At 65.6% G+C, this 16783-nt stretch carries 16 protein-coding genes; 8 read left to right on the plus strand and 8 right to left on the minus strand.

What is annotated here, in order from left to right; all coding sequences use genetic code 11:
• Positions 1 to 18: 18 nt before the first annotated feature.
• The gene (locus tag B3Z70_RS14875) at positions 19 to 1293 is read right to left on the minus strand and encodes a NupC/NupG family nucleoside CNT transporter (protein WP_292021033.1); all 1275 of its coding nucleotides are present in this window, start codon (positions 1291 to 1293) and stop codon (positions 19 to 21) included.
• A gap of 132 nt (positions 1294 to 1425) precedes the next feature.
• Here B3Z70_RS14875 and B3Z70_RS14880 point away from each other — a divergent pair, with 132 nt between their 5' ends.
• Entirely contained in the window at positions 1426 to 1701 is a 276-nt protein-coding gene (locus B3Z70_RS14880; RefSeq protein WP_292045812.1) for an AbrB/MazE/SpoVT family DNA-binding domain-containing protein, read from the plus strand.
• The gene (locus tag B3Z70_RS14885; RefSeq protein ID WP_292021029.1) at positions 1688 to 2077 is read left to right on the plus strand and encodes a type II toxin-antitoxin system VapC family toxin; all 390 of its coding nucleotides are present in this window, start codon (positions 1688 to 1690) and stop codon (positions 2075 to 2077) included. The genes B3Z70_RS14880 and B3Z70_RS14885 overlap by 14 nt, the downstream gene beginning before the upstream one ends.
• A gap of 14 nt (positions 2078 to 2091) precedes the next feature.
• On the opposite strand, the gene B3Z70_RS14890 is transcribed toward B3Z70_RS14885, so the two are convergent.
• Positions 2092 to 2970 carry a branched-chain amino acid aminotransferase gene (locus B3Z70_RS14890; protein WP_292045813.1) on the minus strand — a complete coding sequence of 293 codons (879 nt, stop codon included), beginning with the start codon at positions 2968 to 2970 and terminating at the stop codon, positions 2092 to 2094.
• A gap of 88 nt (positions 2971 to 3058) precedes the next feature.
• Here B3Z70_RS14890 and B3Z70_RS14895 point away from each other — a divergent pair, with 88 nt between their 5' ends.
• From B3Z70_RS14895 to B3Z70_RS14905, 3 genes are all read left to right on the plus strand, one after another.
• On the plus strand, positions 3059 to 3790 hold the full coding sequence (locus tag B3Z70_RS14895) for a response regulator (protein ID WP_265149629.1): 732 nt from the start codon (positions 3059 to 3061) through the stop codon (positions 3788 to 3790).
• A gap of 16 nt (positions 3791 to 3806) precedes the next feature.
• Positions 3807 to 5174: an ATP-binding protein gene (locus B3Z70_RS14900; protein WP_292045814.1), complete on the plus strand. Its 1368-nt coding sequence runs from the start codon at positions 3807 to 3809 to the stop codon at positions 5172 to 5174.
• Positions 5175 to 5258: 84 nt separating this feature from the next.
• Entirely contained in the window at positions 5259 to 5741 is a 483-nt protein-coding gene (locus B3Z70_RS14905) for a hypothetical protein (protein ID WP_292021023.1), read from the plus strand.
• A 9-nt stretch (positions 5742 to 5750) separates the two neighbouring features.
• Here the strand turns inward: B3Z70_RS14905 and B3Z70_RS14910 are convergent, their stop codons facing one another.
• The 3 genes from B3Z70_RS14910 to B3Z70_RS14920 form a co-directional block, all read right to left on the minus strand.
• Positions 5751 to 6548 carry a pyrroline-5-carboxylate reductase family protein gene (locus B3Z70_RS14910; RefSeq protein ID WP_292021021.1) on the minus strand — a complete coding sequence of 266 codons (798 nt, stop codon included), beginning with the start codon at positions 6546 to 6548 and terminating at the stop codon, positions 5751 to 5753.
• The gene (locus tag B3Z70_RS14915; RefSeq protein WP_292021019.1) at positions 6548 to 7051 is read right to left on the minus strand and encodes a YbjN domain-containing protein; all 504 of its coding nucleotides are present in this window, start codon (positions 7049 to 7051) and stop codon (positions 6548 to 6550) included. Before B3Z70_RS14915 ends, B3Z70_RS14910 begins: the two co-directional genes overlap by 1 nt.
• Before the next feature lie 76 nt (positions 7052 to 7127).
• Positions 7128 to 7415: an accessory factor UbiK family protein gene (locus B3Z70_RS14920; protein WP_292021018.1), complete on the minus strand. Its 288-nt coding sequence runs from the start codon at positions 7413 to 7415 to the stop codon at positions 7128 to 7130.
• Positions 7416 to 7589: 174 nt separating this feature from the next.
• Between B3Z70_RS14920 and lgt the strand changes: the two genes are divergently transcribed.
• From lgt to pgeF, 3 genes are read left to right on the plus strand one after another with little or no spacing between them, the layout of a single operon-like run.
• The gene (lgt, locus tag B3Z70_RS14925) at positions 7590 to 8465 is read left to right on the plus strand and encodes a prolipoprotein diacylglyceryl transferase (RefSeq protein WP_292021015.1); all 876 of its coding nucleotides are present in this window, start codon (positions 7590 to 7592) and stop codon (positions 8463 to 8465) included.
• On the plus strand, positions 8462 to 9547 hold the full coding sequence (locus tag B3Z70_RS14930) for a class I SAM-dependent methyltransferase (protein WP_292021013.1): 1086 nt from the start codon (positions 8462 to 8464) through the stop codon (positions 9545 to 9547). The genes lgt and B3Z70_RS14930 overlap by 4 nt, the downstream gene beginning before the upstream one ends.
• Positions 9548 to 9560: 13 nt before the next feature.
• Positions 9561 to 10331, plus strand: a complete 771-nt coding sequence (pgeF, locus tag B3Z70_RS14935) for a peptidoglycan editing factor PgeF (RefSeq protein ID WP_292021011.1) — start codon at positions 9561 to 9563, stop codon at positions 10329 to 10331.
• Here pgeF and lpxC read toward each other — a convergent pair.
• The 3 genes from lpxC to B3Z70_RS14950 form a co-directional block, all read right to left on the minus strand.
• Positions 10328 to 11227: a UDP-3-O-acyl-N-acetylglucosamine deacetylase gene (lpxC, locus tag B3Z70_RS14940; RefSeq protein WP_292021008.1), complete on the minus strand. Its 900-nt coding sequence runs from the start codon at positions 11225 to 11227 to the stop codon at positions 10328 to 10330. The two genes, pgeF and lpxC, sit on opposite strands and share 4 nt — an antisense overlap.
• Positions 11228 to 11440: 213 nt before the next feature.
• Positions 11441 to 13039 (minus strand): cell division protein FtsZ, encoded by a 1599-nt coding sequence (gene ftsZ / locus B3Z70_RS14945; RefSeq protein WP_292045815.1) that lies wholly within the window; start codon positions 13037 to 13039, stop codon positions 11441 to 11443.
• A 237-nt stretch (positions 13040 to 13276) separates the two neighbouring features.
• Positions 13277 to 16633 (minus strand): TonB-dependent receptor domain-containing protein, encoded by a 3357-nt coding sequence (locus B3Z70_RS14950; RefSeq protein ID WP_292022367.1) that lies wholly within the window; start codon positions 16631 to 16633, stop codon positions 13277 to 13279.
• Positions 16634 to 16783 lie beyond the last annotated feature (150 nt).

Consider the following 16783-nt stretch of genomic DNA (forward strand, 5'->3'; position numbering starts at 1 on the left):
AGACGATGGAGCGAAAGGCTAGCTTCCGAACACCGCGGCGGGCAAGGCGCCCACGATGGCGGCGGTCATCAACGTGGCCAGGAAGCCGGCGAACAGCCCCTTCCAGATCATGCCGAGAACCTCTTCGCGCCGCTCGGGCATCAGAACCGACAGGCCCGTCACCGTAATGCCGACCGAGCCGATGTTGGCGAAACCGCACAGGGCGTAGGTCATCAGCATCCGCGTCCGCTCCGTCATCTCGCCCGCCGGCACCTTGCCCAGGTCGATGAAGGCGACGAACTCGGTCAAGGTCAGTTTGACGCCCAGCAGCCAGCCGGCGACGTCGGCGTCTTTCCACTCCACCCCGATCAGCCAGGCGACGGGGGCGAAGATCCAGCCCAGCATCCGCTCGACCGTCAGCGGCGCGTCGAACACCACCAAGCCGCCCAGCATGACGTTGGCCAGGGCGACCAGGGCGACGAACACGATGAGAACGGCCGAGATGTTCAACACCACCATCAGCCCGTCCGACGTGCCCTTCACGATGGCGTCGATGGCGCTGTCGTACTTCAGCGCGGAATCGTAGTCGGCGACGGCGCCGCCCATGCCCTCTTTCTCAGGGATGATGATGCGAGCCAGCAGGACCCCGGCCGGCGCCGAGACGATGGAGGCGACCAGGACGTGGCCCGCCGCATTGGGCAGAACCGGCGACAGTATGGTCGCATAGGCCACCATGGTCGAACCGGCGACAGTGGCCAGGCCCACCACCATCATCAGGAAGATTTCCGAACGGGTCAGCTTGTCCAGATAGGCGCGAATGACGATCGGGCTTTCGATCATGCCCAGAAAGATGTTGGCCGCGACGGCCAGGGCCGAGGCGCCGCCTAATCCCATCGTCTTCTGGAACAGGAAGCCGAAGCCCAGGGTGATCCACTTCAGGATCTTCCAGTGCCACAGCAGGGCCGACAGGGCCGAGATCACCAGGATCAGCGGCAGCACCTGAAAGGCGAAGGTGAACAGGGCGCCCTGGTTCTGCACCGCATAGGGCTGGTCACCGCCGGCCAGATAGCCGAACACGAACTTGGTGCCTTCGGTCGTCGCCACCGCCAGACCATCCACCGCCCCCGTCACCGCCGCCAGCACCCCTTGCGAACCGGGAATGGCGAACAGCGCCAGCACCAGCCCGGCCTGCACCGCGATGGCCCCGAGCGTCAGCCGCCAGGGAAAAGCGCGCCGGTTCTCCGAGATCGCCCAGCAGACCGCGACGATGACGACCAGACCCAGCAGGCTCTGGAGGTTCAGAAGGCTGAACATGAAAGACGATTCCCGTATCCGCTGCGTGCGGATTTGATCCCGCTTGAAGGCCAATATGTCGCATCTCGCAAGGGGTCGCCTTGCTTTGTGTCCAGCAAAGACTATCTTACATTTGTCTTACATGAGGTCATAATGGCAGCCGCCAAGGAAATTCTGACCACCGTGGTCTCCACCAAGGGTGAGGTCATTCTGCCCAAGCCTCTGCGGGATCACCTGCGTTGGCCCGCAGGAACGCGGTTGACGGTGGAGGACACCGCCGACGGCGTGTTGCTGAAACCCGCCAGAACCTTTCCCGCCACGACGACGGAGGAGGTTTTCGGCGTCCTGGCGCACCAGGGACCGGCCTTGACCATCGAGGACATGAATGCGGCCGTCGCCGCCGAGGCGAAGCGCCGTGCGCGCGATTGACACCAATGTGGTCGTTCGCTTCCTGACCGGCGACGATCCAGTTCAGGCGCAGGCCTCGCGCGCGGTCATCACGGCGGGCGATATCTTCATCGCCACAACGGTCCTGTTGGAAACCGAGTGGGTGCTGCGTAGCGGCTACGGCTTTGAGGCGTCGCGCATCGGAGCGGCTCTGCGGGCCCTCGCCGGCTTGGCGGGCGTGACGATGGAAGAACCGTTGGCCTTGGCGCGGGCGCTGGATTGGCATGAGGCGGGCATGGACTTCGCCGACGCCCTGCACCTGGCCAAGGCGAAGGATTGCGAGGTCTTCCTCACCTTCGACCGCCGCTTGGCCAGCGCCGCCAAGGGGCTTGCGCCGATCAAGGTCAAAAGCCCTTGATCGGCGCCTGATCCTTAAAGCTGGCCGCGCACCAGCTTGCCGTAGTGATCCATCAGGTCCAGCGACAACGCGCCGGGGGTGAAGCGATAGTCGCCCACCTCGGCGACCGGCGTGACCTCGACGGCCGTGCCGGTCAGGAAGCATTCCGAGAAGTCGGACAGTTCTTCCGGCAGGATGTCGCGCACCACCACCTCGATGCCCTTGGACCGGGCGATCTCGATGACGGTCTGGCGGGTGATGCCGTCCAGGATGTGGTCAACCTTGGGCGTGTGGATGACGCCGTCCTTGACGAAGAAGACGTTGGCGCCGGTCGCCTCGGCGACATAGCCGCGCCAGTCCAGCATCAGGGCGTCGGCGAACCCGCGCCGCTCGGCCGAGTTCTTGGACATTGTGCAGATCATGTACAGACCCGCCGCCTTGGCCGTCGTCGGGGCCGTCGCCGGATCGGGGCGACGCCACTTGGACCATTCCAGCTTCAGGCCGCGCGCCTTGACCTCCGGGTCGAAATAGCTGGGCCAGTCCCACACGGCGATGGCCAAGTGGACATTGTTGTTCAGGGCCGAGACGCTGGTCTGCTCAGGCCCCAGATAGGCGACCGGACGCACGTAGCAGTCGGTCAGACCGTTCTTGGCGCAGGTTTCGTTACACAGGGCGTCGATTTCGGCGACGCTGTAGGGTATCTCGAAATCGAGCAGGTTCGCGGACCGCTTCAGGCGCTCCGAATGCTGGGTGAGCTTGAAGATTTCGCCGCCATACATACGCTCACCCTCGAATACCGACGAGCCATAGTGCAGAGCGTGGGTCAGAACGTGCGTTTTCGCTTCCCTCCAAGGAACGAAATCGCCATTCACCCAGATCCAGCCGTCACGATCGTCGAAAGGAACGAAGGCCATTGAAATACGTCTCCCGCGAAACTGACGGTCTTAGAGCCTCACGAATCGTTCAGGTCAACGCCCGGAGCGGGGGAAACGTCGCATGAGCATGACGGAATCGCGTCCGCATGGCCGTTCGGGCCCCATCGCCGGCCCCGGCGTTGGGCGCCATCTGCTGATCGTCGACGACGACGATCGCATCCGCGAACTGCTGAAGGAATTCCTGGCACGCGAGGGCTACCGGGTCACCGGCGCCGCCCACGCCGCCGCCGCCAAGCGGATGATGGAGTTGATCGAGTTCGACCTGGTCGTGCTGGACGTCATGATGCCGGGCGAAAGCGGCCTGGACCTGACCTCCTGGGTCCGCGGCAAGGCGGAACTGTCCAAGACGCCGGTACTGCTGCTGACCGCGCGGGGCGATCCCGAAGACCGCATCGAGGGTCTGTCGCGCGGCGCCGACGACTATATGTCCAAGCCGTTCGAGCCGCGCGAACTGGTGCTGCGCATCGACGCAATCCTGCGCCGCACGGGGGGCAAGCCCATCGGCCCCAAGGAGATCAAGCTGGGCGCCGCCGTCTTCGACATGGAGCGGCTGGAGCTGACGCGCGACGGCGCCCCCCAGCGCCTGACCGAAGCCGAGGCGCAACTGCTCAAGACCTTGGCCCTTCACGCCCACGCCCCGGTCGAGCGCATGAGCCTGTCGCCCGACACCGCCGACATCACCGGCCGCGCCGTGGACGTTCAGGTCACGCGCCTGCGCCGCAAGCTGGAGGTCGATCCCAAGAACCCGCGCTATCTGCAGACGGTGCGCGGCGTCGGCTATATGCTGGCCCCCGACTGAGGCGCGACGCGACGCCATGCGGCTTCTGCCTGCCTATCTGTGGCCGCGGTTTCTGAAGCGGCGCCTGCCGACCTCGCTGTGGGGTCGGTCGCTGTTGATCATCGTCCTGCCGGTGCTGGTCATGCAGATGGCGGTGACGTGGGTCTTCTTCGACGCCCACTGGCAGACCGTGACGGCGCGCCTGTCCGAGGGACTGGCCGGCGACATCGCCTGGGCGGTCCAGAGCTATGAGGACGACCCGACCCAGGCCAATCTGGACAAGTTGGCCGACCGGGCCGAACGCTCCATGTCCCTGTCCATCGTACTGCAGGAAGGCCGCACCCTGCCGACCGAGACGCGGCGCGGCGCCATCGGCGTGGTGGACCGGGTGCTGGACCGGGCGCTGGATGCGCGGCTGGACCGCCCCTACTGGTTCGACACCACCCGCTACCCCGCCTATGTCGACATTCAGGTGCAGGAGCCGCAGGGCGTGCTTCGCATCATCGCCCCGCGCGAGCGGGCGGTGGCGACCCAGGCCCATATCTTCGTGCTGTGGCTGACCATCGCGACCGTGCTGCTGATGGGCGTGGCCATCCTGTTCATCCGCAATCAGGTCCGAGCCATCGAGCGGCTGGCCGATGCGGCCGAGGCCTTCGGGCGCGGCGAGACGGTGCCCCGCTTCAAGCCGCACGGCGCGCGAGAGGTCCGCGTCGCCGCCGTCGCCTTCATGGCCATGCGCGACCGCATCCAGCGCCACATCGACCAGCGCACCGCCCTGCTCGCCTCCGTCAGCCACGATCTGAGGACGCCCCTGACTCGTCTGCGCCTCGAACTGGCGCTGGCCCCGCCGTTCAAGCGTCAGGCCGCCATGCGCGGCGACCTGGACGAGATGGAGCATATGATCGACGAATACCTCGACTTCGCGCGCGGCGAGGCGGGCGAGCCGCCCAAACCCGTCTCCATCTCCGACCTGCTGAAGGCGGCGGCCGAGGACGCCCGGCGCGCCGGCGCCGTGGTCGAGGTGTCCGTGCCAGAGGGCATGACCGCCTCGCTGCGCCCCCTGGCCTTCAAGCGCGCGGTGGTGAACCTGGCCGGCAACGCCGCCTCGCACGGCGAACACGTGCGGCTGTCGGCGCGCGCCCTGACCTCCGGCGGGCTGGAGGTGGTGGTCGAGGACGACGGCCCTGGCATTCCAGAGGCGATGTACGACGAAGCCTTCCGCCCCTTCTCGCGACTGGACGAGTCGCGCAATCAGAACCGCAAGGGCGTCGGCCTGGGCCTGGCCATCGCCCGCGACGTGGCGCGCGCCCACGGCGGCGACGTCACCCTGGACCGCAGCGACCTAGGGGGTCTGAAGGCGACCGTGCGCTTGCCGGGCGCGGTCTCCATCGTCGAAAGCGCCTGAACCGCGCGGATTCCTTTGCGTACCCCTAGCGAAACCGGGGGTTCGGGGTCATCTTAGGCGGGACAGGGCCAGGAGATCATAGTGATGCGTAAACTCGCCTTCTTCGCGCCGCTGGCGGCCACCCTCGCCGCCGCCGCCATCGCCCAGGCGCAAGCCCCCGCTCCGACCGTCAACGTCACGGTCGGTCCCGAACTTCGGCGCGAGGTCGACAAGCTGGGCGACCGCGACGTCAGCCAGCAGATCGCCGGTCTGCAATCCGAGGTCGGCAAGGCCCTGGCCCAGCGCTATCCCGGCGCGACGGCCAATCTGGTGCTGGTCGATCTGAAGCCCAACCGCCCGACCATCGAACAGGTTCGCCGCACCCCCGGCCTCGATCCGATCCGCAGCGTCTCCATCGGCGGAGCTGCGATCAAGGGCGAGATCGTGCTGGCGGACGGTCAGACCCGGCCGGTCGACTATTCCTATTTCACGCCGGATCTGCGCGACGTCTGGGGCTACGGCGTCTGGCGCGACGCCGACCGCGCCTTCGAGCGGTTCGGCGATCAGATCGAGCGCGGCCGCTTCTAACGCCTCGATCTAGGCGCCCATTTCGCGGTTGCGGCGCACCGCCGCCGCAACCGTGTCGTCCAGCATCGTCTGCAGACGACCGTCCCGATCCAGGGCGTCCAGCCCCGCGCGGGTCGAACCGCCGGGCGAGGCGATACGGCCGATCAAGGCGTCCAGCGCATCGTCGCCCATCGAATCCGCCGCCGAGCGCAGGGTGGCGCGCGCCAGGATGTCGGCGGTCGTCGCGTCCAGACCGGCCGCCTCCCCCGCCCGCGCCAGGGCTTCGGTGAAGGCGTAAAAATAGGCCGCGCCCGATCCGGCCACCGCCGTCGCCGCGTCCATCAGGGCTTCGTCCGTCAGAACGACCGTTTCGGCCATCGCCGCGAACAGATGGCGCCCCAGCGTTTCCGCCCTCGGGTCGGCGGACCAGACAGAGGCGACGCCGCGTCCCCGCGACACCCCCGTGGTCGGCATGACCCGCACGATGGGCCAGCCGCCGATCCCTTCCGCCAGACTGGGCGCCGTAACGCCCGCCATCACAGACAGGATCACCGCCTGATCGTTCAGGAAGGGCGCCAGCGGGGCCATCACCGCGCGCCAGATCGCCGGCTTCACCGCCAGAACGATCACCGCCGCCTCGGTCAGCGCCTCCAGCGGCGGATTGATCCGCGCGCCCCTAGCCCGCGCCGCCTCGGCGGCCGGTTTCTCCGACGGGCTGAGAATGATCACGTCCTGGGCCGCCACCGTGTCGGTCAGCAGCCAGCCTTCCAGAATGGCCGATCCCAACCGGCCGCACCCGACCAGAACGACAGGCCCCGGAACGGTCATCAGGCGGTGCCGACGGTCTCGAACAGGCAGGCGTCGATGGCCTCCTGCGGCTTCTTGTTCCCGCGCACCATGAAGTCGAACGCCGGATAATAGCGGTCCGAGGCCTCGATGGCCGCGTCGATCATGGACGCCGCCTGGGCCAGGGTCGGGCGTTCGCCCATCGGCAGGGCCAGGGAGTGGCGGAAGACGATCTCGCCATCCTCGGCCCAGACCTCGAAATGGCCCATCCAGGTGCGCTGATTGATCAGACCGACCAGTTCATAGGCCGCCGTCTTGCGGCTCTTGGCCACCTTCAGGTCCAGGGCGCAGCACAGCTGAAGGCAGTCGCCCTCGGGCCGCCAGGCGAACCACAGCTCATAGTCCTTCCAGTCGCCGGCCAGGGCGAAGGCCAGGTCGCCGTCGTCGGTGCGGTCGAAAGGCAGGTTCTCGGCCGTCAGGACATGCTCGACGACCTCAAGCGGGTCGAACGGCACGTCCATTCCCTCTGGCCGGGCGATATCCATCAAAAGTCTCGATTCGAGCTGCGTCCGCGAGAATCGCGGGCGTTAACAGAACGGTAAGCCTGTTCGCAGATTCGGCTCAACCGGCTGCGTCCCCGGGTTGAGTTCCATCTGTGGACGTTCCCCCCACAGGCTTCGCGGCCGGCGCCTTGGCGGCCTTCAACTCCGCGATCTCGGCGCGCAGGGCTGCGATCTCGTCCTTAAGCACATCGAACTCGTCGCGACGGACCAAGTCCATCTCTGCGGCGATCCGGTCGGCCTGGGCGCGCCAGGCGGTCTTGGCCTCTTCGCCCGCCGCCTGGGCAAGGCCCATGGCGCCGGTCGTCAGCTTGGCGAACTCGTCCAGGATGGGATTGCGGGTCTGCATGGCGGCCTCCGACCTTGACGTCGTTAACGAAGGTTCACCGACTATGGTGAACGAAACCTTTCTTTCTGCTGCTTCGGGTCCGCCATCAAGGCGTCGCGATGCGTCTTCACAGGCGACGGACGCAGCGCCGCTTGCTAAACCGCCTTCAGAGACCGCCCTTCACAGGAACGCCCCTTGCCCTTTCCCGAATTCGACCCGGTTCTGATCCACCTGGGGCCGCTGCCGATCCGCTGGTACGCCCTGGCCTATGTGGCCGGCATCGTGCTGGGCTGGTGGTATGCGGCGCGCCTGGCCAAGACGCAGCGACTGTGGGCGCCGGGCAAGGCGCCGATCACCTCCAACCAGTTGGACGACCTGGTGCTGTGGATCGTGCTGGGCATCATCCTGGGCGGACGGCTGGGCTACGCCCTGTTCTACAAGCCGGTCATGTATGGCCAACTGTTCACCGGCCAGACGCTGGGTGAACGGTTCGAGCTGTTTCAGTTGTGGACCGGCGGAATGAGCTTCCACGGCGGCTTCCTGGGCGTCTGTCTGGCCATCGTCCTCTATTCTCGCAGCCAGAAGATCGACATGCTGCGTCTAGGCGATCTGGTCGCGCCGGTCGTGCCGATCGGCCTGATGTTCGGCCGGCTGGCCAACTTCATAAACGGCGAGCTGTGGGGCCGCGAGACGACCGTTCCTTGGGCCATCCGCTTCTGCAATGCGCGCATCGAACAGATGTACGGCTTCTGCCCCGCCGGAACCGCGCCGCGCCATCCCAGCCAGCTTTACGAGGCGGGGCTGGAGGGCGTCGTCCTGTTCTCCGTCCTGTCCATCGGAATCTGGAAGTTCGATCTGCTGAAGAAGCCCGGCTACATCACCGGCCTGTTTCTGCTCGGCTACGGCGTCTGCCGCGCCGCGCTGGAGAATGTGCGCGAGCCCGACTTCGGCATGCCGAACTTCCCGCTGGGCCTGACCATGGGGATGATGCTGTCGATCCCGATGATCCTGGTCGGCGCCTGGCTGATCTGGCGCGCCTGGAAGCGTCCGCCGGCCGCCGCCGAGGCATGAGCCAGGCCGAAGCCCTGAAGGTCCGTCTGGCGCGCGAGATCGCCCTGACGGGTCCGATGACGGTCGCCGACTACGTCACCCGCTGCCTGCACGATCCCAAGAGCGGCTACTACGCCTCGCGCCCGGCCCTGGGAGAAGGCGGCGACTTCATCACCGCCCCCCTGATCAGCCAGATGTTCGGCGAACTGATCGGCCTGTGGGCGGTCGAGACCTGGAACCGGCTGGGCGCGCCAGAGCGGTTCCGCATGGTCGAGGTGGGGCCCGGCGACGGCACATTGATGAGTGACGCCCTGCGCGCCGCCCGCCTCGCGCCCGGCTTTCTGGAAGCCTGCGACCTGATCCTGATCGAACCCAGCGCCCCTCTGCGCGACCTGCAGGCCAGGGCCCTGGCCGGCGCCGACCTGTCGCCGCGCTGGGTGCGGGATCTGGCCCGGATCGACACCGACGCCCCTGTCATCCTGATCGCCAACGAGGTGCTGGACTGCCTGCCCGCACGCCAGTTCGTGCGCACCGAAGACGGCTGGGCCGAGCGTCGCATCGGCGTGGACGACCGGGGCGAACTGATCTCCGGCCTGACCGCCATCACCGGCGGCTTCAGCAAGCCGGACTTCGACGTGGCGCCCGGCGGCGTGGTCGAGATTTCGGACCAGCAGGCGATCTTCGGCCGCGACCTGGGCCTGCTGGTGAAAGCCGCATCCGGCGCCGCCCTGCTGATCGACTATGGCCGCGCCCGACCCGAGGCGGGCGATACGCTCCAGGCCCTCTATCGTCACCAGAAGGTCGATCCCCTGGCCGATCCCGGCGCGGCGGACCTGACGCAATGGGCCGACTTCCCCGCCGTCCAGGAGGCCGCCGTCCACACCGGGGCCGACGTGACCGGCTGCCTGTCTCAGGGCGAGTTCCTGCGCCGCCTGGGCGTTCACGCCCGCGCCGAGGCGTTGAAGACCGCCCGGCCGGCAGCCGCGCCGGTGATCGACCGCCAGCTTCATCGCCTGACCGCCGACGATCAGATGGGCGTCCTGTTCAAGGCCGCCGCCATTTTCGCGCCCCGCGCCCTGGTCGTGCCCGGCTGGGACGTCTGATAGAAGGGCGGACATGACCGACCTGGCCCCCATCACCCATCCGCTGCTGACCGCCGCCGGCGTCCCCCACGGCTTCTTCACCCGCGCCGGCGGCGTCTCGACCGGCATCTACGAGGGGCTGAACGCCGGCGTCGGCTCAAAGGACGATCCAACCGCCGTTGCGGAGAACCGTCGCCGTGTCGCCGCCCATTTCGGGACCGAGCCGGGCCATCTGAACGGCTGCTATCAGATCCACTCCGCCGTGGCCCGCGTGGCGGAAGGCCCCTGGAACGGCGACCGGCCGGAAGGCGACGCCGTCGTCTCGGCCGAGCCCGGCCTGCTGTGTTCCGTCCTGACCGCCGATTGCGCGCCGATCCTGATGGCCGATCCCGAAACCCGCATCGTCGCCGCCGTCCACGCCGGCTGGAAGGGCGCCCTGGGCGGGGTGGTCCACTCCGCCGTCTCGGCCATGCAGGCCCTGGGGGCCGAACCGCGCCGCATCCTGGCCGTGGTCGGACCCTGTATCGCGTCCGCCAGCTATGAGGTCGGCGTGGATTTCGAAGACCGCTTCATCCACCACGATCCCGGCAGCGACCGCTTCTTCCATCCCGGCGAAACCGACGACAAGCGCCAGTTCGACCTGCCCGGCTTCGTGCTGTGGCGGCTGCAGCAGGCCGGCGTGGGTCAGGCCGTCTGGACCGGCCACGACACCTGTGCGGACGCCGACCGGTTCTTCTCCAACCGCCGCGCCTTCCAGCACAACGAACCGGATTTCGGCCGGCTGATTTCGGTAATCGGGGCCTAGCCGGCCTGCGCCAGTTCCGGCACGCGCGTCACTTCGCGCCAGGCGTGCGGGGCGGCCAGAAGCGCGCGAACCAGTTTGTTGTTCAGGGCGTGCCCCGCCTTGTAGCCTTCGTAACGACCCAGCAGCGGCGCGCCCAGCACATACAGATCGCCGATGGCGTCCAGCGCCTTGTGTCGCACGAACTCGCGCTCCATCCGCAGGCCGCTGGGGTTCAGGATGTCGTCGCCGTCGATCACCACGGCGTTCTCCAGCGAACCGCCACGCGCCAGGCCGGCCTTGCGCAGCGCCTCGACCTCATGGGCGAAACCGAAGGTGCGGCACGCCATGATCTCGCGCCGGAAGGTCGCCTCGTCCACGACGAAGTCGATGACCTGATTGCCGATGACTTTGGACGGGAAATCGATCTCGAACCGCATCTCGAAACGGTCGCATGGCATCAGGGCGGCGTGCTTGTCGCCCTCGACCACATGGACCGTCTCCAGGATCTCGATATAGCGCTGCGGCTGCGGCTGCGGGCGGAAACCCGCCCGGTCCAACAGGTTGACGAAATCCAGCGCCGATCCGTCCAGGATCGGCAGTTCCGGCCCGTCCACCTCGACCACGGCGTTCGACACGCCCAGGGCCGAGAAGGCCGCCATCAGATGCTCGATGGTCGACAGGCGCACGTCGTCGCCATTGGCGATCATGGTGTTCAGGCGCGCATCCACCACGGCCTCGCCCGAGACCGGAATGCGATTGTCGCGGTCGGTCACGTCGGTGCGCACGAAGACGATGCCCGTGCCCGAGGGCGCGGGCCGAACCGCCAGCCGCACCCGGCGGCCGGTGTGCACCCCCACGCCGGCGATGATGGCCGGCGCGACGATGGTGCGTTCGTGATGGTCGTTCCTGACCGACAAACCGAAAACTCGCTTCTTTCAATGCGTCCCGCACGTCGTGCGGACTACGCCCCGCCTTCCGTGTAGCGGCCGCGCCGCAACGACAAAACCAAAGTCCGGTTTCGGATTGTTTCGGTCTGACACACCCGGCCGGGGCGGTGCGAAACGCCGAACGCCCCGAGGCTCGCGGCCTCGGGGCGTCCTGATCGATCCTGGGTTCAGGATCGCGGTGTCTTAGTTCGCCAGCCGGCGGAGAAAGGATGGGATTTCCAGGTCGTCATCGGCCTGTCCCGCCTCCGGTTCCGGCTGCTGCGCGGCCTGGGCCGAGCCGCGCGTCTGATGACCATGCTGGGGCGCATAGCCCATGTCGGCCTGGGGCTGGGTGCGCTTGCCGCGGCCAAACAGGCTCCAGCCGCTGCGGCGATGGTCGCGGTCGTCATAACCGTCGTCGGCCTGCGGCTGCTGGTGCTGCGGTTGAGACGCGGAACGCTCGCCGTACAGGTCGCCTTGCGGCGCGCGGGCCGCGGCGGGGGCGCGGGTTTCGTATTCTTCGACCCACGGATCGACGATGGGGTCCAGGGTGCGCGGCTGCTGCTCGGCGACGCGGATCACCGGCTCGGGACGCGGCTCCGGCTCGCGGGCGGGCGGGGCCTGAAAGGTCGGCACGACCGGCGCCGGCTCGATGCGCGGCTCGGGCGCGCGCGGCGCCTCGGCGCGGACCGGCTCGCGATAGGTTTCGCGCGTCGGCTCAGGGGCGCGCGACATCTGGGCGCCGTACTGGCCGCCGGCCGAGCGACGCGCCTCATGGCTGGCCAGGGGCGCGGAAGCCGGAGCCTGCGGGGCGATCGGCTCGATGCGGCGCACCTCGCCCTCGTCCATGCCGGTGGCGACCACGGAGACGCGGATCTTGCCATCCAGCGCCGGATCGAAGGCCGCGCCGAAGATGATGTTGGCGTCGCCGTCCACTTCCGCCGAGATGGCGTTGGCGGCCTCGTCGACTTCCAGCAGGGTCATGTCCAGACCGCCGGTGATGTTCACCAGCACGGCCTTGGCGCCCTTCAGGCTGGTTTCATCCAGCAGGGGGTTGGCGATGGCGTTCTGTGCGGCCAGCAGGGCGCGGTCGTCGCCGGTCGCCTCGCCGGTGCCCATCATCGCCTTGCCCATTTCGGACATGACGGCGCGCACGTCGGCGAAGTCCAGATTGATCAGGCCGGGCAGGATCATCAGGTCGGTGATCGAGCGCACGCCCGAGTGCAGGACCTGGTCGGCCATGCCGAAGGCGTCGGCGAAGGTCGTGCGTTCGTTGGCGACGCGGAACAGGTTCTGGTTCGGAATGACGATCAGGGTGTCGACATAGCGTTGCAGCTCGGCGACGCCCGCGTCGGCCAGGCGCATGCGGTGACGGCCTTCGAAGGTGAAGGGCTTGGTCACGACGCCGACGGTCAGGATGCCGCGATCGCGCGCGCATTTGGCGATGACCGGCGCCGCGCCGGTGCCGGTGCCGCCGCCCATGCCGCAGGTGATGAAGACCATGTGCGCACCTTCCAGGTGCTGATGGATTTCGTCGGCGGATTCCTCGGCGGCGTTCATGCCGACTTCGGGGTGGGCGCCGGCGCCCAGGCCTTGGGTGATGGTTTCGCCCAGTTGAATGCGGCGATCCGTCTTGGCGAAGCTGAGGTGCTGCGCGTCGGTGTTGGCCACGACGAACTCGACGCCCTCAAGACCGGCGTCGATCATGTTGTTGACGGCGTTCCCGCCGGCGCCGCCGACGCCGAACACGACGATGCGGGGCTTCAGTTCAGTGTGTTGCGGCTTGACCAATGAGAGCGACATTTTCGTGTTTCCGACCTGCTGACCCGCCCCTTCCAACCAACCGACCGCCCCGCCGAATCGCTTTGGTTATGAGCGCGTTAAGGATTGCGCCCACGAAGGTTAAGAGAAGGTTACGGCGATAATGTGAGTCGGGCCGAACGCCACCCCCATCCAAAAGCTTGGCCGCAGTTTTCCTTGCACAAAAGAATAAGGGCGGCCCCGAAGGACCGCCCTTTCCCCAGTCGTTGATCGGCCGTCTTACCAGGGACGGTAGTTCAAGCCGATGGTGAAGCGACGACCGTAAGGGTCGAAGTTGGAATACAGCGTAGTTCCCAGCCAAGGCGATTGCTCGGCGTCGAAGATGTTGGTTACCCCGCCACGTATCGTCAGATCGTCACGAATGTTCCAACGGACCATCAAGTCGTTCCGAACGAAGGCGCCCGTGTCGATGCCTTCCAACGGGCGTTGATCCGGGTTCAGAATAAAGTCCCGAGGCTTGATGATCGACTGCGACGACTGCCAGTCGGCGCTCCATGTTACACGCCAAGCCTCGTTCGGCGCCCAGCTAAGAGCAGAAGTGAAGCGGACGCGCGGGTACGAGCCACCTGTAACGGCATAGCCAGCGTAAGACGTTACATCGCCCGGATCGTTGACGTTGTTGTAATTGTCCTGCTGGATCAGCCAGCTGCCATTGATCGAGTAGTCGAAGCGGCCCCAGTTGCGACCCAACATGTCCTGACTATCCAAGGAATAGCTGGCCCCGAAGTCAAGGCCGCGAACTTCCCGTTTGGCGTAGTTAAGTGGACGCTGAATGAAGGCCCCGATCGGATCGGTCGCCGGAGCGCCAACCTTAAAGGCCTCCGAGCGTTCCTGGGCGTTCCCCGGATTGGCAACGGCTGCGTTGTTACGGAAGATGTCGGCGCAAGCCAAAGCGTTCAGGCTTGGACCCTTGACGCAGTTTTCGGCGATCGTAACAGCACCGACCGCAGCGATGACGTCGTCAATGGCGATGTCATAGTAATCAAGGACCATGCTGAAGTTCGGAATAAAGCGCGGCTTCAATACGACTGAGAAGGTGAAGGATTTCGACTCCTCCGGCTTCAGGTTCACGTTGCCGCCGTTTTGGCCCGAGATGCCTGAAGAATACAGCGGCCGGTAGTCGTCCTCAGTCGACGCCGTAGTGCCGGCGAAGTCATAGGTCAGCCCCTTGGCCTCCGCCAAGGCGGTGCAGTTCTTGATCCGATTTGCCTTTTCCTCGGCCGAGATCGAACCATTTATCTGCCGGGTGTCGCAGGGATCTACGACATTATTCCAGAAGGTCTGGCTGAGTGGGCGGAAGCTCTCAGAAAGAGTAGGGACGCGAATCGACGTATTATAGCTGGTCTTGATCGCGATATCCGGGATCGGGCGATAGACCAGATTGACGCCATAAACATCCTGCCCGCCTACAGTCGTATAGTCCGAGTAGCGGTAAGATCCGCTCAATTCAGCGTACTGACCGAGGAAACTGTCGCGCAGTAGCGGGACCGAGACTTCGGCGAACCCTTCCGTTGTTTCGTACTCCGCCGGCAGGAAGTCTGCGCCAGTATTGAGTTGAAGACGACGTTGGCCGGTGTCAGCCGAACGGCCGATGCCTTGCGTGAACTCCTTGCGGTACTCCGCGCCGATCGCAACGCCGATCGGGCCAGCACCCCAGAAGTCCCAAAGCTGACCGGAGACCGAACCGACCGCGTCGTGCTGTTCGTTACGTTCCCTTACACGAATGGTCGCATCGATGTAGTTCAACGCCTCGGCGCTTTGGTTGCCGGCACCAAAGATATTCAGCGGCACGCATTGATCGATGGCTGCGCGGCCTTCAGCGCTGCCGCCGACAGTCCCGCCGCGAATCGGGTCGGGCAAGGCGATGCCCCGCTTATCTAACAGTTTGGCGCGGCACACGATTGCGCCCGGCGTTCCCAGCACGCCAGCGTTATCGAAGACCGAGTCTGCTGCGAAATGCAGACGCTCTACATCCACACCACGTTCAGCGTTGATGTTGTCCATCCGACCGTAGGTGTAGCCCAGATCCCAGCCGAAGTTCTTGATGAAACCGACTTGATCATAGTTGCCGCTGAGTGACGCGACATAACGCTGAATCTCACGGTTATTCGACTGAGTACGATCGGGACCGAAGGCGACGTGCCGCGCCCAAGGGGCAGCAACAGGCGTCAGTGTAGCGCCCGCGCCATTCAATGTCGGCGCGCCATAGTTCGTGACCATGTTGCCAGCGATCATGGTCTTCAGAGCAGCCGGAACAAAGGCGTTATCCGACCAGCGCATGACCGCGTTGTTGGCGCCGACATTGTTGCCCCCGATGCTGACATGGCGGGTGTCGGGCACAGCAGAATCGTTCAGATACCAATCGAAGAACGAAGGTTGCGTCGCGATGAACGTGTCCTCTGTCACATACTTGGCTTCGACATAGGCCGATATATTGTTTGTGACCTTGAGATTGGCGCCCACTTGATAGCGCTGCGATTCGGAGTCAGGCAGGCGGCTAAATCCTGAAACCTCAGCCACGTTCAGACCATCGCCACCGATGTTGTAGATGCGGTTGGCGCCGACATTGCCGATACGGGCGCCGAAGTTCGCAAGACGCGAATTCGCCCCATCAAAGTAGTAGGTCTTGCTCGGATCCACGCTATAGCAGGCCGCAGAAGAGAAGCTCGAACAATTCGCCAGGGTGATGTTTGGGTTCGAGGTGGCTGTGGGCTGCTGAGCGTTCGCGAGGGTGGTCTGCCCCCAACGCGGACGGTCGATGCGGTTCACGCCGAAGAACAACTGGTTGTCGTAGATGCCGTCGTTGTTCGGGCCGATCGCAAGACTGGTGGGATCGGCGTCCATGCCAATGACGATTGGCGCGCGACGCAGCCAATCGATGTCTAGGCTGTCGACGGGATCCTGCTTTTCGTATTCACCGAACGCATAAACGTTCAGACGATCATCAAAGAAATTCTTGCCGATCAAACCGGAAATACGTTGGGCCGCCTGGCCATCCTCGTTGATCTGCGAGTAGTTGCTGTCGATCTCGAGCCCCTCGAAGTCCTTTCTCAGGGTGAAATTAAGCACGCCCGACACGGCGTCGGCGCCATAGATGGACGAGGCGCCGCCCGTTATGATCTCGACGTTCTGGATCAGAAGGCGCGGAATGCTATCGATATCCACAGCAAGGGTGGCACCTTGCGACCCAACGTGACGTCGACCATCGACGAGAGTCAGCGTACGGCCGCTGCCAAGAGCCCGTAAGTTAGCCAGCGCCAAGCCGCCGGTGTTCAGATTGCCGGTGGTGTCGGAAGGAATTTGGGAGTTCGACAGCGCCGGAATCGTCGCCAGGTAGTCGATCATGGTCGCTGCGCCGGTTTCCAGCAGCGTTTCCCGATCAACCTGAATTAGCGGCGTCGGCGCAGTCGTGGGGTCACGCCGAATACGCGACCCGGTGACGACGATTTCCTCGACTTGGGTGGCGTCAGTCGCTTGCACACCCGCCTGCTGAACTTGGGCCCACGCGGGCGCGGAGATCGCGACGAGCCCGGCCAGAACGGTCGTCCCAAACAAATAGTTACGCTTCAGCTTCATATTGGTTAGCCCCCACTAAAATCAAAACCCAGCCAGCCGAGTCACAGTGCTCGACGGCTTCAAGGCAAATCGTCTAGCAAAATGTGTCAGCCAAGCAACCATTGTGTCCCAAATCGGGCCGTCACAAGTCGTTTATGTTACAGCTAAGAC

Origin of the sequence: Brevundimonas sp. UBA6550 (assembly GCF_002434505.1) — a bacterium.
Taxonomy (GTDB): Bacteria; Pseudomonadota; Alphaproteobacteria; order Caulobacterales; family Caulobacteraceae; genus Brevundimonas.

Bases quoted from the DNA above. Each gene is read 5' to 3' on its own strand.
- B3Z70_RS14895 (WP_265149629.1), top strand. From the start codon at position 3,059: ATGACGGAATCGCGTCCGCATGGCCGTTCGGGCCCCATCGCCGGCCCC.
- B3Z70_RS14890 (WP_292045813.1), bottom strand. From the start codon at position 2,970: ATGGCCTTCGTTCCTTTCGACGATCGTGACGGCTGGATCTGGGTGAAT.
- B3Z70_RS14915 (WP_292021019.1), bottom strand. From the start codon at position 7,051: ATGGATATCGCCCGGCCAGAGGGAATGGACGTGCCGTTCGACCCGCTT.
- B3Z70_RS14910 (WP_292021021.1), bottom strand. From the start codon at position 6,548: ATGACCGTTCCGGGGCCTGTCGTTCTGGTCGGGTGCGGCCGGTTGGGA.
- B3Z70_RS14880 (WP_292045812.1), top strand. From the start codon at position 1,426: ATGGCAGCCGCCAAGGAAATTCTGACCACCGTGGTCTCCACCAAGGGT.
- B3Z70_RS14900 (WP_292045814.1), top strand. From the start codon at position 3,807: ATGCGGCTTCTGCCTGCCTATCTGTGGCCGCGGTTTCTGAAGCGGCGC.
- B3Z70_RS14920 (WP_292021018.1), bottom strand. From the start codon at position 7,415: ATGCAGACCCGCAATCCCATCCTGGACGAGTTCGCCAAGCTGACGACC.
- B3Z70_RS14950 (WP_292022367.1), bottom strand. From the start codon at position 16,633: ATGAAGCTGAAGCGTAACTATTTGTTTGGGACGACCGTTCTGGCCGGG.
- B3Z70_RS14905 (WP_292021023.1), top strand. From the start codon at position 5,259: ATGCGTAAACTCGCCTTCTTCGCGCCGCTGGCGGCCACCCTCGCCGCC.
- pgeF (WP_292021011.1), top strand. From the start codon at position 9,561: ATGACCGACCTGGCCCCCATCACCCATCCGCTGCTGACCGCCGCCGGC.
- B3Z70_RS14875 (WP_292021033.1), bottom strand. From the start codon at position 1,293: ATGTTCAGCCTTCTGAACCTCCAGAGCCTGCTGGGTCTGGTCGTCATC.
- B3Z70_RS14930 (WP_292021013.1), top strand. From the start codon at position 8,462: ATGAGCCAGGCCGAAGCCCTGAAGGTCCGTCTGGCGCGCGAGATCGCC.
- ftsZ (WP_292045815.1), bottom strand. From the start codon at position 13,039: ATGTCGCTCTCATTGGTCAAGCCGCAACACACTGAACTGAAGCCCCGC.